Raw genomic sequence first — 24,855 nt, 5'->3', positions numbered from 1 at the left:
TAATTAATGGATTTTAAAGAACAAATAGACTATAGCCGCCTGCCAAAGCACATTGCCGTGATCATGGATGGTAACGGAAGATGGGCAAAAGGCCAGGGCAAAGTACGTGTTTTCGGGCATGAACAAGGTGTACTTTCAGTGAAAGATATTGTAGAAGGTTGCGTAGAAGTGGGTATTGAATACCTCACACTGTATGCGTTTTCAACAGAAAACTGGAACAGGCCTAAAGAAGAAGTAGATGCGTTGATGCAGATTTTGATCTCGACCATTAACCGGGAAACCGAAACCCTGAACAAAAATAATGTTAAGCTAAACGCCATCGGTAACATAGCATCTTTACCACAAGAATGTATTGATGACTTAAAAGAGGCTATGGCAAAAACTGCTCACAATGAGAAATGTACCCTAACCTTAGCTTTAAGCTACAGTGCCAAATGGGAAATTTTGGAGGCAGCAAAAAAAATCGCGGCAGCAGTAAAAGACAATTCCATTACGTTAGATGATATTGATGAAGATCTTTTTTCATCCAAACTTACTACTGTAAATATTCCAGACCCTGAATTAATGATCAGAACTAGTGGAGAACACCGAATCAGCAATTATTTGCTTTGGCAAATGGCTTATACGGAGTTTTATTTCACTGATGTATTATGGCCGGATTTCAGAAGAGAAGATCTTTTTGAGGCTATTGTTGATTATCAAAAACGCGAACGCCGGTTTGGTAAAATTAGTGAACAATTGAACTAATTTTTCTTTTAACACTTTTTAACAAGCGTTTAAACTAACTTAGCACCACTTTTATACGATAAATGTAACCATCAAAAGGGAAACATGGCAAACCAAAAATTTGCTTGAAAAACATTGTTACCTTCGTGGCCATTACTGAACAAATTATTTTAATGAAAAGAATATTTCAAGTTTTAATCCTACTCGTTTTAGCTGCTCCGGCCTTCGCTCAAATACGTCCTACAGGTAAGGCACCAGCAACCCCATCTTTAAAAGTTGGAGGCTTAGATCTCGATTATTTTAGTCCGAAAGAATATATCATTGGTGGCACAACCGTAACCGGAACCCAGTATCTTGATAAAGATGTTTTAATCACCCTATCTAAATTAACCAAAGGCGATAAAGTTGTTCTTCCTGGTGAAGCTACTTCTGATGCCATTAAAACGCTTTGGGCACAAGGATTGTTTGATGATGTTAAGATTAATATCGAAAAGTTTGTTCAGGATTCAGTGTATTTCGAAATTGAAGTGATAGAGCGCCCTCGCTTAAGCTCAATTGATTTAAAGGGAATCAGTAAATCACAAAAAACAGCGATTCAGGAAAAGTTAAATGATAAAACCGGTAAAATCGTAAATGATAACCTATACAATACCACTTCGGCCATTGTAAAGAAGTACCTGTTGGATAAAGGTTATTTCTTTACCACGATTAATTATACTACCCGTAAAGATCCAAATGCAGAGAATAGTGTTGTTTTGGAAGCAAATATTGATAAAGGTGGACGTGTTAAAGTTCAGCATATCGATTTTACAGGCAATAAAGATTTCAAAGCGGCCAAACTGAGAAAGTATTTGAAAAATCCAAAGCAGTTTGCGTGGTGGCGCTTTTGGGGTTCAGGAAAGTTCTCTAAAGAAAAGTATGAAGAGAATAAAGTGAAAATGGTAGCTAAAATGCATGAGAAGGGTTACCGTGATGCTGAGCTTTTGAAAGATACCATCTATCAACACAATAAAAAAAGAGTTAATATCAGAATGGATCTTTACGAAGGAAAGAAATATTACTTCGGAAATATTACGTGGGCAGGTAATGCGATTTACCCTGACAGTATTTTAAATAAGGTATTAACTATTGAGAAAGGCGATGTATTTAGTGAAGAAAAGCTAAATAAAAAGCTAAATGGTGGTGGTGAAAATGGTGGAGACATCAACAGTATGTATACGGATAACGGTTATTTAACTTTTAATATCGATCCGGTTCAAACCAAAATATATGGCGATACAGTTGATGTAGAAATGCGGATGTATGAAGGCCCGCAATACACCAATAACAGGATTACATTAAAAGGAAATACCATTACCAATGATAAAGTGGTTTTACGTGAGATTCGTACAAAACCAGGACAAAAATTCAATAAAAGTGATTTAATCCGTACCATTCGTGAGATTGGTCAGTTAGGTAACTTTGACGAATCTAAAACCGTTCCTACACCTCGTCCTAATCCGGCAGATGGTACTGTTGATATCGAATATGCTGTTGAAGAAAAACCTTCAGATCAGATTGAGTTATCAGGAGGTTTTGGTGGTGGCCGTATTATCGGTACTTTGGGCTTAACATTTAATAACTTCTCGTTAAAAAACTTATTTAACTTAAAAGCCTACAAACCACTTCCAAAAGGTGATGGACAAAAATTAAGTTTGCGTGGACAAACGAACGGTAAATATTATCAATCATACAGTTTCTCTTTCTCTCAACCATGGTTTGGTGGCGAGAAACCAGTAAGTTTTGGTGTAAGTGCTTTTACTTCATTGCAATCAAATGCAGCAACAAACGATTCAGATTTAATGAAAATTCGTTTGAATGGTGTTACCGTAAGTTTAGGTAGAAGGTTAAACTGGCCAGATAACTATTTTCAGTTGAGCCATGCTGTTAACTTACAACAATACATTCTAAATAATTATCAAGGTTATTTATTTAATACGGGTACATCGTACAACTTAAACTTATCTCAGGAGATTAGCCGCGATTCAAGGGATTCGCCTATTTTCCCTAAATCAGGTTCATTCATTCGTTTCACTGTTCAGGCTACGCCACCTTATTCATTATTCAATAAAACGAACTATGCAACAGCACCTGATAAGGAGAAATATCGTTTTACGGAATATCATAAATGGAAATTTGATTCACAATGGTACCAACGTGTAGCAGGTAACTTTGTAATTAAGGCACAGGCACAGTTTGGTTTCTTAGGTCAGTATAATAAAGCAGTAGGTCAGTCAGCATTTGAGCGTTTTAAATTGGGTGGTGATGGTATGCAAGGTTTTGATTTCTTACAAGGATCAGAGCTGATCGCGATGCGTGGTTATGCCAACAATACAGTTATCCCGGTAGGATCAAACCCAAGTATTGCACAACAATCTGGTAGCCCTATTTATACGAAATATGTATTGGAAGCACGTTATCCGGTTATAGCAAGTCAGCAAGCTACAGCCTTTGTGCTGGCCTTTGCTGAGGGTGGTAACACCTGGAACAGGTTTAGTGATTTTAATCCATTCAATATCAGAAGATCAGTTGGTGTTGGTGCCAGAATATTTTTACCGATTTTTGGTTTGTTGGGTATTGATTATGGTTATGGTTTTGATGCGATTCCAGGCTTGCCAGATTCAAACAAAGGTCAGTTCCACTTTAGTATCGCACAACAATTAGGTGGATTTTAATTGATAAAGCGTAAAAAAATAATTAAATATGCAATAAAACACTATAAGTTGAGTTTAAACAAGGCTTAGGTTATAAACGAATTATAAAACACACACAAATGAAAAAGTATCTTTTTATCGCATTTTTACTTTGCGCCACTTTTGGTGCTTATGCACAAAAGTTTGCATATGTAGACACAGAGTATATTTTGAAGCAGATGCCTGAATACAAATCGGCGTTGAGCCAGTTAGAGGGCGCATCAAAACAATGGCAACAACAGGTAGATCAAAACTTTTCTGAAATAGATAGGATGTATAAAGCCTATCAGGCTGATCAGGTTTTATTAACCGATGATATGCGTAAGCGCCGTGAAAACGAAATTATCGAAAAAGAGAAACAAGCAAAGGAATTTCAACGCTCAAAGTTTGGTCCTGATGGTGAACTTTTTCAAGCCAGAACCAAATTAATCAAACCAATTCAGGATAAAGTTTCTGATGTGATTAAACAAATTGCAAAAGCAAAATATCTGGATTTTATTTTTGACAAGAGCAGTGAAGCAACCATGATGATTTATGCAAGCAGCAGCTACGATGTTAGTAATGATGTAATTGTGAAATTAGGTTACAAACCAGGGTCAGGAAATTAGTATATTCGCCCCCTTAGAATTTAGAAAAACAATAAAAAAATAAAAAAAGTAAAATAGAACGATGAGAAAGTTAATTAACGTATTCTTTGTAGCAGCAGGGTTAATGTTTACAGCGAATATGGCAAGTGCGCAACAGAAATTAGGTCACATTAATTCAGAAGATGTTTTTGCTAATCTTCCTGAAGCTAAAACAGCTCAAACTACCTTAGAAACTTTAGGTAAATCTTTACAGGGAAGCATTGATGGAATGATCAAAGAATATCAAACTAAATTGGCTGCTGCCCAGGCTAAAGAAAAAACTTTAAGCGAGGCGAACAAAGAGCAAGTTGGTAAAGAATTACAAGTTGCCGGACAAGAGTTACAAGATTTAGAGAAACGCATTACTGATGCCCGTACTAAAGCATCTCAGGATGTAGGTACTAAACAAGGTGAGTTATTCCAACCAATTCAGGCTAAAGTGGCAACTGCAATTTCTGCTGTAGCTAAAGAAAAAGGCTTGGCTTACGTTTTCGATATCGCGAACGGACAAGGTGGTAACAACTTAGTTTTCTGGGAAGGTGGCGATGATATCACTGCTGCAGTTAAAAGTAAATTAGGTATTTCTGCTACTGCTGCTAAACCAGCTGCACCAAAGAAATAAGTCTTAAGTTTTTAGTCTGGAGTCGTGAGTCTCCATGGCTAACTCAAAATATAAAACGGGATCGGGGAAACTTGATTCCGTTTTTTTTTCGACTAGTGTTGTAAGGTTACAAAAAACATTGTAACGTTGTAATGTTAAGATTTTGTTTTAACGCTTCCACATTTAATCAATAAATGCAAAAAACATCTCCAATAGGTATTTTCGATTCTGGTTATGGAGGATTAACGGTTTTCAGGTCTATAGCCGATCGATTGCCAGACTATCAGTACATCTATCTAGGCGATAATGCCCGTTCTCCATACGGCGATCATTCTTTCGATACCATTTATAAATATACTTTAGAATGCGTGGAATGGCTTTTTGACAAAGGCTGTGAATTGGTAATTTTGGCCTGTAATACTGCTTCAGCAAAAGCACTTCGTACCATTCAGCAAAAAGATTTGCCTGCAAAGTATCCTGGCAAAAGGGTACTTGGGGTAATCAGGCCAACTGCCGAAGTGATCAACCAATTCACATCAAGCAAAACTGTAGGCGTGATGGGCACACGGGGAACGGTTAATTCTCAATCTTACCTGCTGGAGATAAACAAATTTTTCCCGGAGATAAAAGTTTACCAACAGAGCTGCCCGATGTGGGTGCCGTTAATTGAGAATAACGAGCATCTTCAAAGTGGGGCTGATTTTTTTATTAATGAGTATTGCCGCCAGCTGATGACACAGTCTGACGATATTGATTGTGTTTTATTGGCCTGTACACACTATCCTTTATTGCTGCCTAAGCTCAAAAAAGTGTTTCCAGATTATATCAATATTCTAACACAAGGCGAAATAGTAGCGGTCAGCTTGGTCGATTACTTACAGAGACATCCTGACATCGAAAAGAAACTGAGCAGGAACCAGGAGAAATCATTTTTCACCAGCGGCGATCCGCTAGCATTTGATGAACATGCCTCGATCTTTTTTGGGGAGGATTTGAAATCAGAAAAGATGTAAGAGCATATTGGTATTAAAGATGCCTTGAAATGCCTTTATCATGCCTTAGGGTATGACGTTGCATGCGATAGGACTACTTGGTACATTAGTAACCCTAAGTGAATTGAGTGAATGTACGAAAACACCAGTTAAGCTTAGGGATAATGACCGAACGGCTATCTAGTAAAACTACTGCGGCAACTTCTCTACCCGAACTAAAACAGTAGGAGAGGTGAGTGCATCTAAAAAAGAAACGACAGCATCCTTTTCAGCTTTGCTCAACATTAAACCTTTTAAAAGCTTATCATTTTTAGGCAATAACGGATCATTTTCCTGTTCTGGTCTAACCCTTTGCACAGGCATGCCGACATTGTACATGTTCATCACTCCATCCATATCAGGAAACAATCCGTTATGAAACCATGGAGCAGTTTTCATCACATTTCTCAATCCAGGTGTTTTGAACTTACCCACATCTTCAGGTTTTTTGGTGACATTGTATAGGCCTAAATCCTCGTATTTACGTTTAAAATAGGTCAAACCATCATTATGAAATTCGTTGTCGGTAAACAAAGGGCCATTATGGCAATTGATGCAGCGGGCTTTGGTACGGAACAGATGTAAGCCCACAATTTGTTGATCACTCAAGGCTTTTTTGTCTCTGGCCAGGAAACGATCAAATGGTGTTCTTCTGCTCACAATGCTGCGTTGAAAAGTAGCCAGACTTTCGAAAATTCTTTTATTGGTAATTGTTTTCGATCCAAATGCTGCTGTGAAATATGGTTGATAACCTTTTATTTTCGTCAGTTTTTTAGGAAGCATTTTCATGTCCTGATGCATTTCATTGTGTGCTGCTACCGGGCTTTCTGCTTGCTCCTCTAAACTTGCTGCTCTTCCATCCCAAAATAGACGTTTATAAAACCATACATTTTCTAAAGATGGTGCATTACGGATATTGGTTAAATGATCATGACCAACAGAAACCTGGCGACCATCAGACCAATGCAAATCTGGTGCATGGCAGCTTGAACAAGAAATCTGATTAGAGCCTGATAATCGAGGATCGAAAAATAAAATTTTTCCAAGTTCTACCACATTCTTCACCGAATCATTTTTTAGATCAACCGGTGAGGGTGGAAGTTCCCCTAATTCCTGAAAAACGGCCCCTTTATCAACAGTGGGTTTTGGCCACTGGTCAGTAGGTTTTGAATAAACTTTACGCAAGCTATCTATACTCAATTCATCATCATCATTAAAATTCGTTGATTGAAAAGAAAATAAGATTAATCCGGTTAGGATTAAGGCAAGCGTGACCAATACTTTATTCATGGGGTTAAAAATACAGATTTAAGCTAATATTGGAAGAAAACCGATCTTTGCCGGGGGCAAATGGGAAGGTATTCTCTACTATTTTCTGTTTATTTAAGTATGCTGCAGAAGCTTTGAACCCTGCCTGGACCTGATTAAAAATTTCGAAACTATAATCTGCCGACAAGCTTCCGCCAAGCCGAGTTGAAGTATTATAGATGTAATCAAAATAAATGACCTTTTGGGTAAACTGACCAACATTTGAGCCAGGTACATCAAAGCGGTTGGTCAAAGGAACACTATAAACTCCTGATAAACTTACACCCCAAACGTTAGATTGAATAGTTGTTTTTGTATAACCAAATCCTGCACGCCAATCCAAACGATTATATTTTACATTATTGCCTGTTAATCCATCCTGTTTTTGTTCTTCATTTTGATTTGCAGAAATATAGAAGTTATACAAATTACCTTTTGAAGAAGTAATGCTTAAATTGGTTCTGAATGATAGGCTATTATGATTATAGAGGTAATTATTTGCCATGTAGATATAATTCAAATCCTTTCCGTCAATATTATTATAATTGATTGATGTAGATATGTTTTTATTACCGATTTTTTTCAACCAAAATAGTGAGAAATCGCTGGTTTCTAAATTGTAATCATTATAGTCTGCAAAACCTTCTCCACTTCTCCTAACAAACTTTTGTTTTTCTTCGAGATAACTATAAGTAAAGAAAAAATTGCCAATTGCGGATTTTGTAAAGTTAAGATAGGTTTCAAAACCACTTCTCTTCTGATCATTTTGATAAGTCCTATTAGTATTGAAGACGTAAGCCTCTCCGTAGCCATTAACCAAGTAATTATTATATTCTGGTTTCAATGTATTTTGAGACAAACTTTGGTTTTTGTAGGCCACATTAACTCTTTCTTGTCCATAACCATATCTATACGCTGCACCAATCTTCAATTTTTCAAATAGAGTGTAGCCAAGGGTAGCAATCATATTTAACTGAAAATCATCAACACTTCCTCTCGGATCATTTGTTGAAAAATGATTTCCAATTCTGTAATTTCCTCCAATACCAACAGGTAGATTAGTTTTAATTAGATTTTTTTCTGCCAGAGCCTTTAAATTGTATAAAGTTCTTTCATAATTAAGATTAATGGGAGAACCGTAATAGTAAGGGGCAGATATATTATTTCGGGTTTGATGATTATACATTGTACTATCTTCTACACTTCTCTCATACTTGAAAGCCCCCCATAAATTTACCGACTTAAGTTTGGTATTACCTTCTGTTGCTAGGTACACTTGAGTTAGTTTAGTTGCGTTTTGTGCCGTCATTAGATGTCCTTTTTCATAATTGGTACCAAGGCTAATTTTGCTAAATTTTGCGGGCATTAATTCGTCAATATTAAATGGGCTAGACTTTGCAAATTCATATCCTGCGTAATGAGCAGAATCAGCACTAAAGATTTTATTCTTTAAACCCGGATTTTTTAATGTAGTATCGATTTTCTGACTAAATGCAGTACTAAACATCATTTGAAGTACTACTATCGATAAAATTATTTTTCTCATTTTATATTTCGATTAATCAACAACTAAATCATTGATTAAAATTTAATGGTTATTTAAATCCTCTTGGGTTTGCTAAAGTGAAGTAATCGAAATCCTCTGTTGAATTATTCGTGTCCTTCAAAATAATGCGGTTATTGTCTGTTCGGAGCGTTTTTCTAATTACAGATTGTGAACTATACGAACCATTAGGTGCATAAGTAAAGCCTGCATCAAGTGAAGCGCCAAGTTTTTTAGGGATTCTTGCAGAGGCAGTATTTGGTTGTAATTCTACTGCATCAATAACTAATGCATTTGGTATTTGAAAATACTTATCGGCGCTTGATGATGGTGGTGCAACCGTTGGGAAATTATATTGTGGTAGGTTTTTAACTTGGGTAAGACCATCTCCTTTAAATAAAATCACCCCGGTTCTGCCGAGCGCATCTAATATTAAGTCGGTTCCAAAATAGGATAAAACTTCTACATTAGGTACCTGAGGATTATCGATATCAGATGCCAAAGGTTTCGCCAAGAAAGATCCATAATAAGCCTCGAATTCAGCTGTGCTTAAATCTATCGTTAATGATGGGTCTCTAACAGTAATGCTTTTTCCATCATTTCCCGTAAAAGGTGATTTATGATTTAATGCAGTTTGAGCAATAATAAAACTTTTACCAGGCTTTACAGGATGCTGTTTGCCAGTACCTGGAATCATGAATAACGCTCTTGGGTACACGTAATTATTGTTTGCATCAATATTTGATGGCATATTCAATGATTTGCTCCAGTCGTATTGTCCATTAGGTAAAGTATTATAACCAGTATTGGTAAAACTTTGTCTGCCAATTATTTCACCGATAAATAAACTATCAGCATATAAAACTGAATCGGTATTGTTGTAAATTTCGATAAACTGATCCCTAAAACTAGCTCCGGTTGTGGTATTTGAGCCTGCATAGTGGATTTGTTTAATTAGCCAATTACCAATTACGCCCGATACCAAACTTAGTTCGATGTTACCCGCATTGTTTAACGTCAGTGCTCTGCTTTTTTGTGAAGCGTTAAACACTACGTTTTCAGTTACAATTTCACCAGTTAATTTGGTATAATCTGCTGCTTTTATTTCGATACTGGCATTAATATCATAAATCCCAAGCGAAACATTAGCCAATGATACCTTTCCATTAGCATCTGTTTCAACGATATTAGACTTGTTGGTGTTGATATTTTTCAGTTCAATCCTCACCTTACCCAAGGAGAGCACTTTTCCTAATTCAGCGGAGGCATACTTTGTTGAAATGTTAATATTGATAGGGCTTATTTCAGGTTCCTGATTTTTTTTGCAACCCAAAAACATGATTGGAGATAGAAGTAATATTAGTAACTTTTTCATCTTATACTAATTATAATTTAATGGATAACTCGGCTCCAAAAGTTGGAACATTATTAGGGAACACATAACTCCCTGCCGGTGTAACGTAGTATGGTTGATAGTTGAAAAGATTATATACATTAAAAGCAAACTTGAAACGTTTTTTTATCTCTTTTGCGATACTTAAATGGTAGTTTGAAATGATCTTTGGCAAATCTGTTTCTGACTGTTCTTCAGGTGTAACATACAAATGTCCGTAAGAAGGGTTGGTTCTATCAAAATTGGTGATTGGTATATATTGGTTGGTTCTGGTATAATATCCCAGGGGAATTCGTGAACTTTCTGTATTAACGGTTTTGTTAAGAATATCAAATTCTGCGGTAAATTGAATAATCAAACTTAGTTTAGGAATGTGTGTACTGCTTGAAATTCTTCCGTTACTGAAATAGGCTTTTCTATTAGTTGGTTCATACTGACCTATGAATGCATAATTAGGATCGGTATTTATTGTTGTAGGGATTTTATTGCTTAATGTTGGAGATTCAGAATGATAAGCTGTTCTGAATAAACCGCCGCTCATATTGAATGATGTTTTTATTGCCTTTATTTCAGGACTACTTAAAATAACTTCAAAACCCTGGTTATCTGAAGATAAATCATTTTTAAATGCATAGTAATTTATAGCATTATATTTACTGCCTGTTTGCACTATAGTTGGTTTTGCACCAGGGTTTAATGTTGCAGTATAAGTGGGTAATAGGATGCTTTGGAGATTTTGAACGGTGGTAATACCATTTCGCGATTTTTTATTAAATGCAGTTAGAGAAAGGTTAAACTTATCTAGCTTTAATTGGGCAGATAATTCAATACTTTCACTTTTTGAAGGTTTTAATCCAATATTTGTTGGTTCGTATCTCTCTACGTAAACCAAATAAGTGCTTTCGTTAACCTTTCCGTTATAAGCATTTAGAAGGGGAATTTCGAAAAAAGTTGGTCCGGGGTAACGTTGTGCCAATGCTGGCGATTTATAAGATAAACCATAGGCTAAACCAAATCTTAAATTTTTGCTTACCTCGTAGTTGATATTTGTTCTTGGAGAGAAAGAGCCATAACCGTTTTGGATATCAGATCTTAAACCTGCACGTACATTTAGCGGTTTCCCGAAAACATCTGTAGTAAAAACATCTTCTATATATACGCCCAAATCTTTTTGCGCTATCGCTAATTTAAAGTCATAATAACGCTCAGAGCTCTGTGTACTTAAGCTAGTACTTGATACTGCAACACCACTTCTTGGTGCATTTGGATCGATGGTTTGCCCTAAACCTCTATTAGCGCTGTAGTTGAAACCACCTCCAAAGGACAAGTTGTGCACAATATCTCCGGTAGAAAAACCACCGGTAAAATCTAAATTAGCAGATGCAGTAACAGGTCTTCCATCAATTAATGACCTCGCTGTGTACACACCTGTATCATAATTGCCTTCGTGTATACCAGTTGTTACGGCGTTTGTATAAAGTACGTAGGGTTGATTCATGAGTTGTTCTTCATAACTTACCTGATGACCTTCTGAATATCTCAAATTTAGACCAATGTTTTTCAGGAAGCCGTTTTCCAACCGATAGTTACTCCTGTTAGCTATGCTGAAATTCCAGCTGTCAAATCTTGTTTTTGTACTGGTAACATCATCTGGATCTTGCTTTATTCCATCCAGGTTTCTTCCATAATCAACACTAAAAGTATTTTTCAGCCGTCGATTGTTGCCAAACGAGTTGCTCCACATGGCGTTTGTATTTACACGGCGGTAGGCTTTCAATTTATCACGGTTATCCTGAAAAGAGTTCACGTAATTTACGCCAACATTCACTGCACCTAATGTTGGACTTAATTCAAAACCTTTAGATATATTATAGGATGTTGCATTATCTCTCAATTGCATTCGAACATAAGCAGGCGATCGCCCTGCTTGTCGCTCAATAATGATAGCGCCATCGGTTAAGTCTCCGTATTTTGCGGGTGCAACACCGGCAATAACTTCAATGCTTTCAATATTATCCGCTGGTATCTGCCGTAAATCTGTTCCGCCAAATGTATAGTCGCCAGAATAGCTTGTCAAACTACTTCCATTCAGCGATGGTCTTGTTGCACCATTTAAACTCGTATACGAACCTTCAACAAACGAATTTCCAACACCCAAACTTCTACCAGGATTGTAACTTTGCATATTTGCATTATTGGTTAGGGTATTTCCGTCCATAATGATGGCCACACCAAATGCGTTGTTCAGTTCAAATGCGCCCTTTCCATCAGTGGTTGGTGCGTAAGCTGCTCTTAAATTAACATTTTGAACGCTTTGTAATGATGGAGCTGTTATTTTTCTGTTTGGAATCTGATTTAACAAGTCATTCACACTCAATGCCGGTGTTTGCTCAATTATATCACGGTTAATCACCAACGATGAATTGGTCTGGCCGGAATAATTTCGTTTAGCATTGATCTCAATATTTTCTAAACTTAAATCGAGTACCTTTAAGTCAATGTTTCCAAGATTTGTTCCTCCTGCTTTCACGGTTACCGGAATTCTTAATTTTTGATAACCAATGTAAGAGAACTCGAGTGTCAAAATGTTGTTAATCTCCAAGCCATTTATTCTAAAGACACCACGTTTATCGGTGTTGGCATATTGATTGGTTTCAATAACCTTAATATTAACAAGCTCTAACGGCTTGTTCTCAGGGTCTACCACTTTCCCGGTAACCACGTTTTGCGCTTGCGCTATCCCAGCGAAACAAACTAAAACTATAGATAGTGAAATGTAAAGTTTTTTCAATTTAGTCTTATTCTAATAATGGGCGCAAATATGAGAATTTGCAACCTTTTTACAAAACTATTTAGACTAATTCCAAATAATTTAACAATTTGAAATTATAAGTAACTGAAAACGTATCATTTCAAATTAACTCGTTTGTGACAAAAGAAAACACTTTTGTTTAGGTTGTGATTATTTAAAAGGATAACTTTGCGCCTTCAAACCCACACAATGAGTGATCAGATAAAACACGAATGCGGAATCGCTTTTATTCGCCTGTTAAAACCACTTTCTTACTACCAGCAAAAGTACGGTACAGCACTTTACGGCCTTAACAAATTATACCTTTTAATGGAAAAACAGCATAACCGGGGCCAGGACGGCGCAGGTATTGCCACTATTAAACTGGATATGAAACCTGGCAGTAGGTACATTAGCCGATACCGGAGTATGGCTTCGAATGCGGTAGCAGATATCTTCGAATACGTACAAAATAAGTTCGTAGATATACAAGAAAACACACCTGAACTAATGCAGGATACAGAGTGGCTCAAAAACAATGTTAGCTTTATCGGCGAGGTGTTATTGGGCCATTTGCGTTATGGTACACATGGTAAAAACAGTATCGAAAATTGCCATCCTTTTTTAAGGCAAAATAACTGGATGACCCGTAATTTAGTCATTGCTGGTAACTTCAACATGACCAATGTTGATGAGTTATTGGAGCAATTGTATGAGTTGGGGCAACATCCAAAAGAAAAAGCAGATACTGTTACCGTTCTGGAGAAAATTGGTCACTTTTTAGATGATGAAAATCAAGATCTCTTTGATCAGTACAAAAAAGAAGGACACGATAATGTATCCATCACACACAAAATATCCGATCATTTAGATATTGCAAATATCCTTCGCCGCTCGGCCAAAACCTGGGATGGTGGTTATTCTATTTGTGGTATGGTTGGTAACGGCGATTCATTCATCATGCGTGATCCGGCAGGTATACGCCCGGCTTATTATTATTACGATGATGAAATTGTTGTTGCAGCTTCTGAAAGACCAGCTTTACAAACAGCCTTCAATATTCAGTTTAAAGATGTGAAGGAAATTGATCCTGGTCATGCTTTAATCATTAAGAAAAACGGCGAGGTGAGCATGGAACAGTTCCGCGAACCTACCGAAAGACTATCGTGTTCTTTTGAACGCATCTATTTTTCAAAGGGAAGTGATGTGGAAATCTATCGTGAACGTAAACAATTAGGTCGTTTATTGAGTGATAAAATTCTTCAGGCAGTAAACTACGATTTAAAAAATACCGTATTTTCTTTCATTCCAAATACCGCTGAAGTAGCTTTCTTCGGAATGGTTGATGGCGTTCAGCAATATGTACGCAGGCACCAGAAAGATATTCTTTTACATAAAAAAGAAGAACTGACTGATGAGCAACTGGAAGATTTATTATCGTTAGCACCTAGAGTTGAAAAACTAGCCGTTAAAGATGTAAAGTTGAGAACATTCATTACTCAGGATGCGGATAGAAGTGAAATGGTAGCCCACGTTTATGATACAACTTACGGTATTATCAACAATCATCAGGATACTTTGGTTGCATTAGATGATTCAATTGTTCGTGGTACTACCTTGAAACAGAGTATCATTAAAATTGTAGATCGCTTACATCCGAAAAAAATTATTATTGTTTCTTCTGCACCTCAAATCCGTTATCCTGATTGTTATGGTATCGATATGAGCAGGATGGGGCAGTTTGTAGCTTTCGATGCAGCAATTCAGTTACTAACTGAGCGTGGCATGTGGCAGGTTATTGAAGATGTTTACGCGAAATGTAAAGCTTCTTTATTGCTGCCGAAAGAGGAGATTATAAATCATGTAAAGGATATCTACAGACCATTTACGCCTGAAGAAATTTCTGCCAAAATTGCGCAAATTATTACACCAAAAGGTACAGTTGCAGAGGTGGAAGTGATCTATCAGAGTTTAGAAAACCTGCATGAAGCTTGTCCGAAAAATAAAGGCGACTGGTATTTTTCTGGTAATTATCCAACTCCAGGCGGAAATAAAGTAGTGAACAAGGCTTTTATCAACTGGAAAGAAGGAAACAACCAGAGGGCATATTAAAACTTTTCAAATAATTTTAAAAATAGATAGCTCACATTTTATGTGGGCTATTTTTTTTGCATAAAAAGAAACATTTACGGCATAACGCGAATGATTATTGAATCTGAATGTTTTTTTTAGCACTATCGCCACTAATTAGAATCGCCAGATTTACCAGGTTGATAAAAACATTTCGACAGCTGTACATGTTAATTCCACTATGAAAAATCTGATAAAATCCTGCCTGATATTTGCCATTTGTTTAGGTTTCGGCTGTTCTGATGGTAGCCAGCAAAAGGTAACCAACGCGATAGATAATACGAGCGATAGCATTTCTAATAAGTTATCTGAATTGAATGATACACTAAAAAATGTACGCGATGAGATTAAAAGTAAAATTCCAAAAGTTGAGATTAATGTTAGCAAAAGTGTTTCGATCGGGTTGCAGTGGATTAGTTTTGAAAGCGAGAAAGGTACTGCTGAAATAACCAAGAAGGCAGATAACTGGTTTGCTATAAAGGGTGAGCAAACCAATAGCCAAAATGAATATCTTAAAATTAATGGACGAATGAAAAGGCTGGATGCCAATCGAGTTTCATTTGAAGGCACCATCATAACCTATATCAAAGATAACAATGGGGGTGTGCCCTGCGAAAAAACTGGTGCTCAGGTATTTTTAAAAAAGGGAGACAGAGTTTATTATCGTCTTCAAAATATGGAAAATTGTGCAGGCGGCAGATTGCTAGATTATGTCGATATCTACAATCTTGATGAAGTGTTATAAATCTGTTTGATCAGGCGTAAAACTGAATATAGGTCTTGTAAATCAGCCAGAAGGCAAAGAAGATGATTACTACGCCAGCTATTTTGTTAAGCGTTTTTAGTGCATCTTCCTTGATTTTGTAACGGAGTTTACTGGAATAAAAGCTCTTTGCGCCATCAATGCTCAATTGCGTGGCCATCGCAATAAAGAAACACACGAGTTTTTCATTTAGCATATTATTGAGTTTAACGGAAATGATTCCGCTGACAATAATCCAGAACATTAACGTTGAAGGAGTAAGTATGCACATCAGGAAACCTTTTAAAACATAACCTCTTTTGCTAACTTTTTGAAGGGTTTTTGAATCATAATTGACCTTCATTTTCGATACCAGGTAATATATTCCTACAGCGAGTAAGAAAATTCCGCCGATGGAACCAACATATTTATCAAAGCTCGCTTTATAATCAAAAAACTGACTGCCAAAAAGCACCAATGCAATTAAAATAACATCACTAATTATAACCCCAATAGCCAAAGAAAAGCCCGCCATAAAGCCCCTTTCTATACTGGTTTTAATCATTGCAAAAAATACCGGACCTGTTAAAAACGACGAAATAATCCCTGCCCCTATACCTAATAAAATGGCTTCAAACATGTATTGTATTGTTTATAATATGCGAATATGCAATTTTATACCTAAACAAGGCATATTTATTTTTGTTGCATTAGTTGCATAAAAGTTACCCTCGGTTAATTTTTTTTTATCTATGTTTAGCCCCACTAAAACTAAATTTAAAAATGAGTTCAGAACAAACACAAACCAAGTGGGCCCAATTTATACCCCTGGTTACCGTATTCTTTTTTTGGGGCTTCGTTGCCGCAAGTAATGATATTTTAATTCCTGTTTTTAAGAAAGCTTTTGATCTTTCACAAGCTGAAAGTCAACTGGTTTCCTTGGCGTTCTATATTGCTTACACCGTTGGTGCATTAATTTATAACGGTATATCTGTTCTAATGGGGCAAGATATTGTGAATAAATTAGGTTATAAAAATTCCCTGGCACTGGGTCTGGTTATTTCTGCCGCAGGTACACTTTTATTTTACCCAGCTGCTAATTTGGCCTCATTTCCTTTAATGTTATCAGGTCTGTTCATCGTAGCACTAGGTTTTTCACTACAACAAACTGTAGCAAACCCATTGGCGATTGCTTTAGGGCCTATCAAAACTGGTTCTCAGCGTTTAACTTTGGCAGGGGGGATTAATAATTTTGGTACCACCATCGGACCACTAATTGTGAGTTTTGCAATTTTCGGATCTGCTGCAAATGCAAGTTCAGACATCAGCATTGAAAGTGTAAAAGTTCCTTATCTTATTTTAGGTGTTGCATTTATTGCAGTTGCTATTTTCTTAAAATTATCTTCGCTGCCTGATCGCCCAGCTTTAGTTGAGGCAAAAACGGAAGAAGTGGGTGTAAAAGGTTCAGCTTTGAAATATCCACAATTGGTTTTGGGCATGATCGCCATTTTTGTTTACGTAGGAGTTGAGGTTTCTACAGCAAGTAACCTACCTGCTTATATGGAAAAAGATTTAGGTTTCGCTCTTCATGATATTGCACCTTACATTTCTTTGTATTGGGCAAGTATGATGATTGGTAGATGGACGGGTGCAGTTGAAGCTTTTACTGACAACGTTCAGACTCAAAAAGTACTTAGATTTGTGGCGCCTTATCTGGCTTTTGGAATTTTCTTAGCGGTAAATGCTATTGCTGATCACGATTTAGCCCCTTTTTATGTTTATGGTTTGATAATTCTTGTTTTAATTATTGCTGACATGGCGAGTAAAGGTAATCCTGCAAGAATGTTATTAATTTTCTCGGGGATTGGTATTTTAGCGCTACTTATCGGGATGTTTACAACGGGCATGGTAAGTGTTTATGCCATCACTAGCGTAGGGTTATTTTGCAGTACGTTATGGCCATGTATTTTCACTTTAGCGGTTAGCGGCTTGGGTAAACATACCAGTCAAGGTAGTAGTTTCCTAATCATGATGATTATGGGCGGTGGTATTATCAGCTGGTTACAAGGTGCGGTTTCGGAAGTTACCGGTATTCAATACAGTTATATTGTAGGAATTCTTTGTTTTGCTTACCTGGCATTTTATGCCTGGAGAGTTAGCGGTATTCTTCGGTCTCAGGGAATTAATTTCGATCAGAAAATTTCTGGCGGACATTAATTTTTAATAAGCTATTTTTACAGCCACAAAGATTTATTCTTTGTGGCTTTTTTATTTTTATCATGACTAACAAACCAAGTTTCGATACCATATTTATGAATCTCGCAACCGATTTGGCCGCCCGTTCGCATTGCGTACGTGCCCATGTTGGTGCTGTTTTAACAAAGGATACCCGTATTATTTCTATCGGTTACAATGGTCCGCCAGCCGGAACACACAATTGCGATGAGGAATGGCCAGAACAGGGTTGTGCAAGAGATAGCAAGGGAAGTTGCTCATTGGCTTTGCATGCGGAAGAAAATGCGATTCTTTATGCGTCTAAAAATGGATCGAAGATAGAAGGTTGTACCCTATACACCACATTGTCGCCGTGTATTGCCTGCGCCCGGTTAATCCTATCCTCAGGGATAAAACTGGTTTACTATTCTCAATCTTATGCCGCTTACAAAGGTTTACCTAGTGATGAAGGTGTTGATTTTTTAAGGAAGTTTGGGGTAGAAGTGAAGTTGATGGGGTAACCGGTGAATGGAGTAATTGGTTAACTGTGAAATGGCTAAACTGTTGAATTTTTAAGCTTATTGCTAACAACTCGCAATGGATAACTTGCAGCCAGAAAATAACATGAAAACAATTTAACAATTCCCTTTCTTTCTCTATCTTTGCGGATGCAAGAAAAAATCATTATCGTCGATTTTGGTTCGCAATTTACACAACTCATCGCCCGTCGAGTTCGCGAACTAAATATTTACTGTGAAATCTATCCATACAACAACCTTCCTGAAATTTCAGAAGATGTAAAAGGTGTTATCTTTTCAGGTAGCCCGTATTCTGTTCGTCAGGATGATGCCCCTCAAATTGATTTGTCAAAATACCACAACAAATATCCTTTATTGGCTGTTTGTTATGGTGCACAATACATCGCTCAACAATCTGGAGGCGATGTTCAGCCATCTTCGACCCGTGAATACGGCCGTGCTAATTTGAGTTTTGTTGATCAGGAAAATAAATTATTTAAAGGAATTAATATCGATTCTCAGGTTTGGATGAGTCATGGCGATACCATCACCAGTATTCCGGAAGAGTTTGAATTAATTGCCAGTACCGATAGTGTAAAGGTTGCAGCTTATCACATAAAAAATTCAAATACTTACGCCATACAATTTCACCCTGAAGTTACACACAGTATTGATGGAAAGGTTTTATTAGAAAACTTCCTGGTTGATATTTGTGGATGTAGCCAGGACTGGACTTCGGCAGCGTTTATAGAAACTACTATTGCAGAATTACAGCAAACATTAGGCAATGATAAAGTTGTTTTAGGTTTATCAGGCGGCGTAGATAGTAGTGTGGCAGCCGTTCTATTACACAAAGCGATCGGTACAAATTTACATTGTATTTTTGTTGATAATGGCTTACTGCGTAAAGATGAATATGCACAGGTGCTTGAACAATACAAACACATGGGCTTAAACATTAAGGGGATCGATGCTAAAGATCGTTTCTTAAGTCAGCTTGCTGGATTAACCGATCCAGAATTGAAGCGCAAAGCAATTGGACGGGTTTTTATCGAAGTTTTTGATGATGCAGCACATGAAGTAACAGGTGTAAACTGGTTAGGTCAGGGTACTATCTATCCTGATGTGATCGAATCAATTTCAGTAAATGGTCCTTCAGCTACGATCAAATCGCACCATAATGTTGGTGGTTTGCCAGATTTTATGAAACTGAAAGTGGTTGAGCCATTAAAAACGCTTTTTAAAGATGAGGTTCGCAGGGTAGGTAAAGCTTTAGGAATCGATGATGTGATTCTTGGCCGCCATCCTTTTCCAGGTCCAGGTTTAGGTATTCGCATTTTGGGTGAGGTTACCGCAGAAAAAGTAGCTATCCTACAAGATGCTGATGCCATTTACATCAATGAACTAAAAGCCGCTGGATTATACGATAAGATCTGGCAGGCTGGGTCAATTTTCTTACCAGTGCAATCTGTTGGTGTAATGGGTGATGAACGTACCTACGAAAACGTAATTGCCCTTCGTGCTGTTGAATCAGTAGATGGTATGACGGCAGATTGGTGCCATCTGCCTTACCCGGTGCTTGCAAAAATTTCAAATGAAATTATTAATAAGGTGAAAGGTATAAACAGGGTTGTTTACGATATCAGCTCTAAACCACCTGCAACCATTGAATGGGAATAAATAAGTTGACCGTTCTTTTCTCAGTTAACTATATTATTAATCAAATATAACTTATGCTAGCAAGGTGGAATAAACTTTGCTAGCATATTTTGTTAAAAACAACAGGTATGAATTTTAGAAATGGTTACTATATTTTAGTTTTCTTTATTTTAGTTTTAGGTGCTTGTTCTCCTAAAATAAGAACACCAAAAACTGAAACCAGTAAACCTGTTGAGAAAGAAAAACCTGCAGAAAAAAAAGTGGTTAAAAAGTTTAGCCAGGCTAGCATTTCCCTGCTTGCACCCTTTAAACTCGATGAGCTGAATTTAAAAACAGCCACCAAAGCTGATGTAGAAAAATATGCGATGCCTATCGATTTTTATCAAGGGTTTAAATTAGGTTTAGATTCGGTAGCTGCTTCAGGTTTAAACTTTAAACTTAATGTTTTTGATACGCAAGACGACAATGCACATATTGCTGTGCTGTACAAAAATGATCGGTTTAAACAAAGTAATTTGATTGTTGGTCCGGTGTTTCCTGACGGACAAAAATTTATGGCTGCTTACGCAAAGGAAAACAATATTGCGGTAGTTTCCCCTCTGGCAGCATCTAATCCTTCAGAGTTTAACAATCCAAATCTCATTTCCATTGTAAACAATATCGATCTCCATGCACAAAAAATTGCCACTTATATTGGCAAAAGTTTTAATCCTGCAAATACCATTGTAGTGATTATTAATCCCAGAAAAACAGAAGATGAGGCCTTTGCTTCGCCCATCAGATCTTATTTGACCAGCAAAACAAAGTTTGTGGTTCAGGAATATGCATCAGCTTATACTTTTGAAACAAAGATGATCAAAGGCAAGCAGTATGTTGTTCTGGTTACATCATCTGATAGAACTTTCGTTTTACCTACTATTGATAAGTTGTTTAAGCTGAAGAATCTGCCTGCCGGAGGCTACAATATTAGTCTTTTTGGTCATCCCAACTGGGTAAAACAAAACTACCCAACGGATAAAGTGCAAGCGTTGAATACCATAATCAGTTCATCATATAAAATAGACTATAAAAGTGCTGCAGTAATTGCCTTTATAAAAAAATATCGCAAACAGTTCGGTTTCGAACCTGGAGAATATGCCTACAAAGGGTTCGATGTAGGTTTTTATTTTGGCAAACTACTTTCTCATTACGGGGAAGATTACCGCGACTACATAACAAAGGAGAAATATAGGGGGCTCCATAATAATTTTTCATTTATTCATGATGAAAAATTAGGCTATATTAACACCAGTTTAATGCTGTTGAAATTCAAAAACTTTGCATTAAATATTATCGAATAATTTACAATTTTATTTTCTATGAGGGCTGACCATCAGTTAAGGGCTTTTGAACAAATTTTAAACACTTATGATGGCAATTTGCCCCTACATCGTTTCCTGCCTGGCTATTTTAAACAAAACAAGCAAATGGGATCGTCTGACAGAAGGTGGGCAACCAGGCATGTTTACAGTTTTTTTAGGTTGGGGAGGGCGTTGCCAAATTTGGCTCGCGAGGAAAGACTGTGCATTGCTGATTTTCTTTGCCACGAAACCTTGAGTCCGGTAGTAGAGCAAAATATGCCAGCATTACAGGATGATATTCAACTTCCACTGGCAGAAAAAATTACGATCATTGCAGAAAAATATCATGATTTTAACCTGGAAGATGTATTTCCTTTCGGAGATAAATTATCTGAAGGGATAAATAAAATAGAGTTTTTTACTTCGTTTTTTAGGCAGCCCGATTTGTTTATCAGGGTTGCGGCGGCTGATATAAAATCAATCATAGCAACGCTTGAGGCGGCAGGCATTACAGTTCATCAAGTCTCAGAAACTGCTTTAGCATTACCGAATGGTACTAAACTCGAAACGGTGTTAAAAGAAGGAACTTATCAGGTTCAGGATTTATCTTCGCAGAATACAGGAAGCTATTTCGAGCCTAAAAAATGGGATAAATGGTGGGATTGCTGTGCCGCATCGGGTGGCAAATCCTTATTGTTACACAGCCTGGAGCCTGTAGTTGAGCTGTTGGTTACAGATTTAAGAGAATCAGTACTGATGAATCTTGACGAACGTTTTCGCCTTGCCGGAATTAGAAAATACCATAAAAAAGAGTTAGACCTATTAAAGAATAATGATCAGGTTTTGCATCATTATCAATTTGATGGGATTATTTTAGATGCACCTTGTACAGGCGCCGGAACCTGGGGAAGAACGCCGGAAATGCTGACTTTTTTTGAGGAAAAGAAGATTAACCAATTCGCAGCAATTCAGAAAGCTATCGGGCCAAACGTAGTAAAATATTTAAAGCCAGGAAAGCCCCTGATTTACATTACCTGTTCTGCCTTTGCTGCTGAAAACGAAGCGGTAGTACAACACTTAACAGATACTTTGCCATTAGAATTAGAAAAAATGGAGGTGATCAAAGGGTTTCAAAATAATGCTGATACCATGTTTGTGGCCAGGCTCATCAGAATTTAATAGCTTCAAAGACCTTGTTATTAATGTTTGTCAGTATAAGCGTTCAGACAAGTTTATACATGCTCAAACCAGGATTTGAAGTTCTTTTTTAGGTATTTTACTGCTTCAATTAAAACAGCAATTGCCCCGATTATTAATGTATATTCCTCGAAGCTGTTCATCTTTGGTTAGCTTTATGTTTAGATGAATATACGAAATTTTTGTTACAGTACGATCTTATAGTAGATAAGATTTCTCGGTCTCGTTGGAAATGACGATTGGCTTACAGTTGATTCTTTGTTGCGGTTTGATCTACAATCCGGTATTATTTCTGAATAATTTGATAGCGATAGCCAGTAAAATTACGCCGAAAGCTTTACGAAGAATGTTTAATCCTGTTTTACCAAATAGCTTTTCTAAGCGTTCGGTGTTTTTTAATACGAAGTAAACAAAAAGCATGTTCAGGATAATACCCACCAAAATATTCTGAGTTTGATATTCGGTTTTGAGCGATAGCAGCGTGGTCATTGTACCGGCACCTGCAATTAAAGGAAATGCAAGGGGCACTATCGAAACCGTTTCTGGCGCCTCTTCTTTGAAGATGGTTAAGCCCAAAACCATTTCCATCGCAATGAAAAAAATTACAAATGAGCCAGCAATAGCGAACGATTCTACATCAAGTCCAATAACTTTTAATAATGATTCTCCCAGGAATAGAAACAAAATCATGAGCGCAGTTGCTACAATCGAAGCTTTTTCAGATTCAATATGTCCCGCTTTCCTGCGAAGTTCGATCACTACCGGAATTGATCCCAAAATATCAATAATGGCGAAAATTACCATCGTAGTGGTCAGAATCTGGTTGAAGTCGAACTTCATGAAATCATATTTCATAGGGAACAAATTTACCCAAAGGTAAGCCAATTGTATTAAATACTTATTATGAAACTATTTATTAAAAGTAGAATTGTGTTCTCAATGTGAACACATTATCTTTCCTGTCTTCAGTATAACCAGAAATTTGGGTTGATTCATTTTTGATCATGTCGTAATATATTACCGCTTTAAAATGGGGATTGAAATGATGCAGGAAGCCAAAGCCAAAAGTATCGAACCGAACATCCGCGGCCGTTAATCCCTTTAATGCTGAAATATCCATCCCTGCAACTTTTGCATTGGGATCGTACCAATCATATTTAAAAATCAATTGATTGTCTGTACTATTTAAAGTTTGTACGAAGGTGAAATAAGCGCCATTAAAATTCCTGGTATAGTAGGGAAGTGCTACCGATTTATTATCAACCGGATAAGAACCAGGCGTTGCCGAGGTAGTTGCTGTGGCCGATTGTAGTCCTGAAATAACTTCTGCCCTTAATTCTGATTTCCAGCTTTTCAGGGCTGTGGCTAACTGAACATCAGCACCGTAATATCTGCGTGGTGCTACCTTATTAATCGTATTTACTGAAGAATCTTTCACCATCGCCAGGCTTCCATTTAAATTTTCCATTCTGTAGCTTACAGGCAAACGATGATTTAATCCGCCTTGCAACGTGCTTATTCCTCCGGCAATAGAAAATCCTAATTTTTTAAATGTGTATGGCTTGTGGCTTAATCTGGCAATTACATCTTTGCTGTTATCAAATTCGCCGGGGCCGGCCAGTCCCTGGCCATTGTAAATACCCAAGTCTAGAACTACATTCTTAAGTTTGGCATCTTTCCAGCGAGGATTAAAAGTGAAGGTTGCGCCCAAATCACGCTCGGTTCTCATTAAAATCTGCGACATCCTTCCGCGTTCGGGAGCCTCTCTACCTGCTGATGAAAGCTGTAGTTCATTTCCAAACGGACGGCCTGATAGTCCCAATGTGACGTGAAAAAGTTTCCACTTATTTTCATAATACCGTCCCCAAAAATCCCGGATATTTACACCCTGTTCAGTTCCATCAAATTGCAATACGAAATAGGTAGATTGATTACCTTTGTCATCCAGCAGCATATAATCTGCCCTTAACCTGCCTCTTCTTAAGCGAAAACGATTGTTACTAAATTCGCCGAAATTTCCACCCTGGTATTCCGCAAGTGTACCGTTTGATTGAGCAGCCTGAAACTGTGGTTGCATGTAACCGCTAAAAGATAGTGAACCGTATTTTTTAGAGATGATAAGCAGGTGGTTAACCGTTGTGGAGTCCATTATATCATTAATGGTTCTTTGTGCTTGAGCGGAGAATGAAAAGAACAGTAAAGTGATAATGGCTAAATGCTTGTTTTTAACTCGTTGCATACGTTTCGATGGATTGTGTGGCAAAGGTACTTTATTAACAATTATTTAACACAAAAAAAGCCCCG

At 37.2% G+C, this 24,855-nt stretch carries 19 protein-coding genes; 12 read left to right on the top strand and 7 right to left on the bottom strand.

The features are described 5' to 3' along the window. Positions 1–6: 6 nt before the first annotated feature. From EA772_RS00315 to murI, 5 genes are all read left to right on the top strand, one after another. Positions 7–747, top strand: a complete 741-nt coding sequence (locus tag EA772_RS00315; protein WP_010599493.1) for an isoprenyl transferase — start codon at positions 7–9, stop codon at positions 745–747. A 152-nt stretch (positions 748–899) separates the two neighbouring features. Then, positions 900–3,440 (top strand): outer membrane protein assembly factor BamA, encoded by a 2,541-nt coding sequence (gene bamA / locus EA772_RS00310; protein WP_124910753.1) that lies wholly within the window; start codon positions 900–902, stop codon positions 3,438–3,440. Between the two features lie 98 nt (positions 3,441–3,538). Further along, positions 3,539–4,066, top strand: a complete 528-nt coding sequence (locus tag EA772_RS00305; protein WP_124910752.1) for an OmpH family outer membrane protein — start codon at positions 3,539–3,541, stop codon at positions 4,064–4,066. 61 nt (positions 4,067–4,127) lie between these two features. Beyond that, positions 4,128–4,706 carry an OmpH family outer membrane protein gene (locus EA772_RS00300; protein WP_010602608.1) on the top strand — a complete coding sequence of 193 codons (579 nt, stop codon included), beginning with the start codon at positions 4,128–4,130 and terminating at the stop codon, positions 4,704–4,706. Between the two features lie 173 nt (positions 4,707–4,879). Next, the gene (gene murI, locus EA772_RS00295; protein ID WP_124910751.1) at positions 4,880–5,698 is read left to right on the top strand and encodes a glutamate racemase; all 819 of its coding nucleotides are present in this window, start codon (positions 4,880–4,882) and stop codon (positions 5,696–5,698) included. A gap of 168 nt (positions 5,699–5,866) precedes the next feature. On the opposite strand, the gene EA772_RS00290 is transcribed toward murI, so the two are convergent. The 4 genes from EA772_RS00290 to EA772_RS00275 are packed head-to-tail and all read right to left on the bottom strand — an operon-like array spanning position 5,867 to position 12,751. Beyond that, positions 5,867–7,006: a cytochrome-c peroxidase gene (locus EA772_RS00290; protein ID WP_124910750.1), complete on the bottom strand. Its 1,140-nt coding sequence runs from the start codon at positions 7,004–7,006 to the stop codon at positions 5,867–5,869. Between the two features lie 4 nt (positions 7,007–7,010). Then, the gene (locus EA772_RS00285) at positions 7,011–8,570 is read right to left on the bottom strand and encodes a DUF6850 family outer membrane beta-barrel protein (protein ID WP_124910749.1); all 1,560 of its coding nucleotides are present in this window, start codon (positions 8,568–8,570) and stop codon (positions 7,011–7,013) included. A 49-nt stretch (positions 8,571–8,619) separates the two neighbouring features. Further along, on the bottom strand, positions 8,620–9,942 hold the full coding sequence (locus tag EA772_RS00280; RefSeq protein ID WP_124910748.1) for a DUF4876 domain-containing protein: 1,323 nt from the start codon (positions 9,940–9,942) through the stop codon (positions 8,620–8,622). A gap of 10 nt (positions 9,943–9,952) precedes the next feature. Then, positions 9,953–12,751, bottom strand: a complete 2,799-nt coding sequence (locus EA772_RS00275; RefSeq protein WP_124910747.1) for a TonB-dependent receptor domain-containing protein — start codon at positions 12,749–12,751, stop codon at positions 9,953–9,955. Positions 12,752–12,961: 210 nt separating this feature from the next. On the opposite strand from EA772_RS00275, the gene EA772_RS00270 reads away from it, so the two are divergent. Together EA772_RS00270 and EA772_RS00265 are read left to right on the top strand one after the other, a co-directional pair. Then, positions 12,962–14,863, top strand: coding sequence for a class II glutamine amidotransferase (locus EA772_RS00270; RefSeq protein ID WP_116170794.1), 1,902 nt, complete (start codon positions 12,962–12,964; stop codon positions 14,861–14,863). 199 nt (positions 14,864–15,062) lie between these two features. After that, positions 15,063–15,626: a hypothetical protein gene (locus EA772_RS00265; RefSeq protein WP_124910746.1), complete on the top strand. Its 564-nt coding sequence runs from the start codon at positions 15,063–15,065 to the stop codon at positions 15,624–15,626. 10 nt (positions 15,627–15,636) lie between these two features. Here the strand turns inward: EA772_RS00265 and EA772_RS00260 are convergent, their stop codons facing one another. Next, a complete protein-coding gene (locus EA772_RS00260; RefSeq protein WP_010602889.1) occupies positions 15,637–16,263 on the bottom strand; it encodes a LysE family translocator in 627 nt (208 codons plus the stop codon). 143 nt (positions 16,264–16,406) lie between these two features. On the opposite strand from EA772_RS00260, the gene EA772_RS00255 reads away from it, so the two are divergent. The 5 genes from EA772_RS00255 to EA772_RS00235 all read left to right on the top strand — a co-directional run bounded on the left by EA772_RS00255 (position 16,407) and on the right by EA772_RS00235 (position 22,533). Beyond that, the gene (locus EA772_RS00255; protein WP_124910745.1) at positions 16,407–17,840 is read left to right on the top strand and encodes an MFS transporter; all 1,434 of its coding nucleotides are present in this window, start codon (positions 16,407–16,409) and stop codon (positions 17,838–17,840) included. A 62-nt stretch (positions 17,841–17,902) separates the two neighbouring features. Beyond that, on the top strand, positions 17,903–18,358 hold the full coding sequence (locus tag EA772_RS00250) for a dCMP deaminase family protein (RefSeq protein ID WP_116170797.1): 456 nt from the start codon (positions 17,903–17,905) through the stop codon (positions 18,356–18,358). A 147-nt stretch (positions 18,359–18,505) separates the two neighbouring features. Beyond that, positions 18,506–20,035 carry a glutamine-hydrolyzing GMP synthase gene (guaA, locus tag EA772_RS00245; RefSeq protein ID WP_010602892.1) on the top strand — a complete coding sequence of 510 codons (1,530 nt, stop codon included), beginning with the start codon at positions 18,506–18,508 and terminating at the stop codon, positions 20,033–20,035. Positions 20,036–20,142: 107 nt separating this feature from the next. Next, a complete protein-coding gene (locus EA772_RS00240) occupies positions 20,143–21,354 on the top strand; it encodes an ABC transporter substrate-binding protein (RefSeq protein ID WP_124910744.1) in 1,212 nt (403 codons plus the stop codon). Between the two features lie 18 nt (positions 21,355–21,372). Then, positions 21,373–22,533, top strand: coding sequence for an RsmB/NOP family class I SAM-dependent RNA methyltransferase (locus EA772_RS00235; protein WP_124910743.1), 1,161 nt, complete (start codon positions 21,373–21,375; stop codon positions 22,531–22,533). Positions 22,534–22,824: 291 nt separating this feature from the next. Here EA772_RS00235 and EA772_RS00230 read toward each other — a convergent pair whose 3' ends face one another. Together EA772_RS00230 and EA772_RS00225 are read right to left on the bottom strand one after the other, a co-directional pair. Beyond that, positions 22,825–23,391, bottom strand: a complete 567-nt coding sequence (locus EA772_RS00230) for a MarC family protein (protein ID WP_116170839.1) — start codon at positions 23,389–23,391, stop codon at positions 22,825–22,827. A 76-nt stretch (positions 23,392–23,467) separates the two neighbouring features. Then, the gene (locus EA772_RS00225) at positions 23,468–24,790 is read right to left on the bottom strand and encodes a porin (RefSeq protein WP_124910742.1); all 1,323 of its coding nucleotides are present in this window, start codon (positions 24,788–24,790) and stop codon (positions 23,468–23,470) included. Positions 24,791–24,855 lie beyond the last annotated feature (65 nt).

This window comes from Pedobacter sp. G11 (assembly GCF_003860265.1).
GTDB lineage: Bacteria > Bacteroidota > Bacteroidia > Sphingobacteriales > Sphingobacteriaceae > Pedobacter > Pedobacter agri.
Note: the sequence above shows the minus strand (reverse complement) of the source record. Positions and strands in the feature narration are given on the sequence as shown.

Coding starts and splice junctions, on each gene's coding strand:
- EA772_RS00315 (WP_010599493.1), top strand. CDS start 7: ATGGATTTTAAAGAACAAATAGACTATAGCCGCCTGCCAAAGCACATT.
- bamA (WP_124910753.1), top strand. CDS start 900: ATGAAAAGAATATTTCAAGTTTTAATCCTACTCGTTTTAGCTGCTCCG.
- EA772_RS00305 (WP_124910752.1), top strand. CDS start 3,539: ATGAAAAAGTATCTTTTTATCGCATTTTTACTTTGCGCCACTTTTGGT.
- EA772_RS00300 (WP_010602608.1), top strand. CDS start 4,128: ATGAGAAAGTTAATTAACGTATTCTTTGTAGCAGCAGGGTTAATGTTT.
- murI (WP_124910751.1), top strand. CDS start 4,880: ATGCAAAAAACATCTCCAATAGGTATTTTCGATTCTGGTTATGGAGGA.
- EA772_RS00290 (WP_124910750.1), bottom strand. CDS start 7,006: ATGAATAAAGTATTGGTCACGCTTGCCTTAATCCTAACCGGATTAATC.
- EA772_RS00285 (WP_124910749.1), bottom strand. CDS start 8,570: ATGAGAAAAATAATTTTATCGATAGTAGTACTTCAAATGATGTTTAGT.
- EA772_RS00280 (WP_124910748.1), bottom strand. CDS start 9,942: ATGAAAAAGTTACTAATATTACTTCTATCTCCAATCATGTTTTTGGGT.
- EA772_RS00270 (WP_116170794.1), top strand. CDS start 12,962: ATGAGTGATCAGATAAAACACGAATGCGGAATCGCTTTTATTCGCCTG.
- EA772_RS00265 (WP_124910746.1), top strand. CDS start 15,063: ATGAAAAATCTGATAAAATCCTGCCTGATATTTGCCATTTGTTTAGGT.
- EA772_RS00260 (WP_010602889.1), bottom strand. CDS start 16,263: ATGTTTGAAGCCATTTTATTAGGTATAGGGGCAGGGATTATTTCGTCG.
- EA772_RS00255 (WP_124910745.1), top strand. CDS start 16,407: ATGAGTTCAGAACAAACACAAACCAAGTGGGCCCAATTTATACCCCTG.
- EA772_RS00250 (WP_116170797.1), top strand. CDS start 17,903: ATGACTAACAAACCAAGTTTCGATACCATATTTATGAATCTCGCAACC.
- guaA (WP_010602892.1), top strand. CDS start 18,506: ATGCAAGAAAAAATCATTATCGTCGATTTTGGTTCGCAATTTACACAA.
- EA772_RS00240 (WP_124910744.1), top strand. CDS start 20,143: ATGAATTTTAGAAATGGTTACTATATTTTAGTTTTCTTTATTTTAGTT.
- EA772_RS00235 (WP_124910743.1), top strand. CDS start 21,373: ATGAGGGCTGACCATCAGTTAAGGGCTTTTGAACAAATTTTAAACACT.
- EA772_RS00230 (WP_116170839.1), bottom strand. CDS start 23,391: ATGAAGTTCGACTTCAACCAGATTCTGACCACTACGATGGTAATTTTC.
- EA772_RS00225 (WP_124910742.1), bottom strand. CDS start 24,790: ATGCAACGAGTTAAAAACAAGCATTTAGCCATTATCACTTTACTGTTC.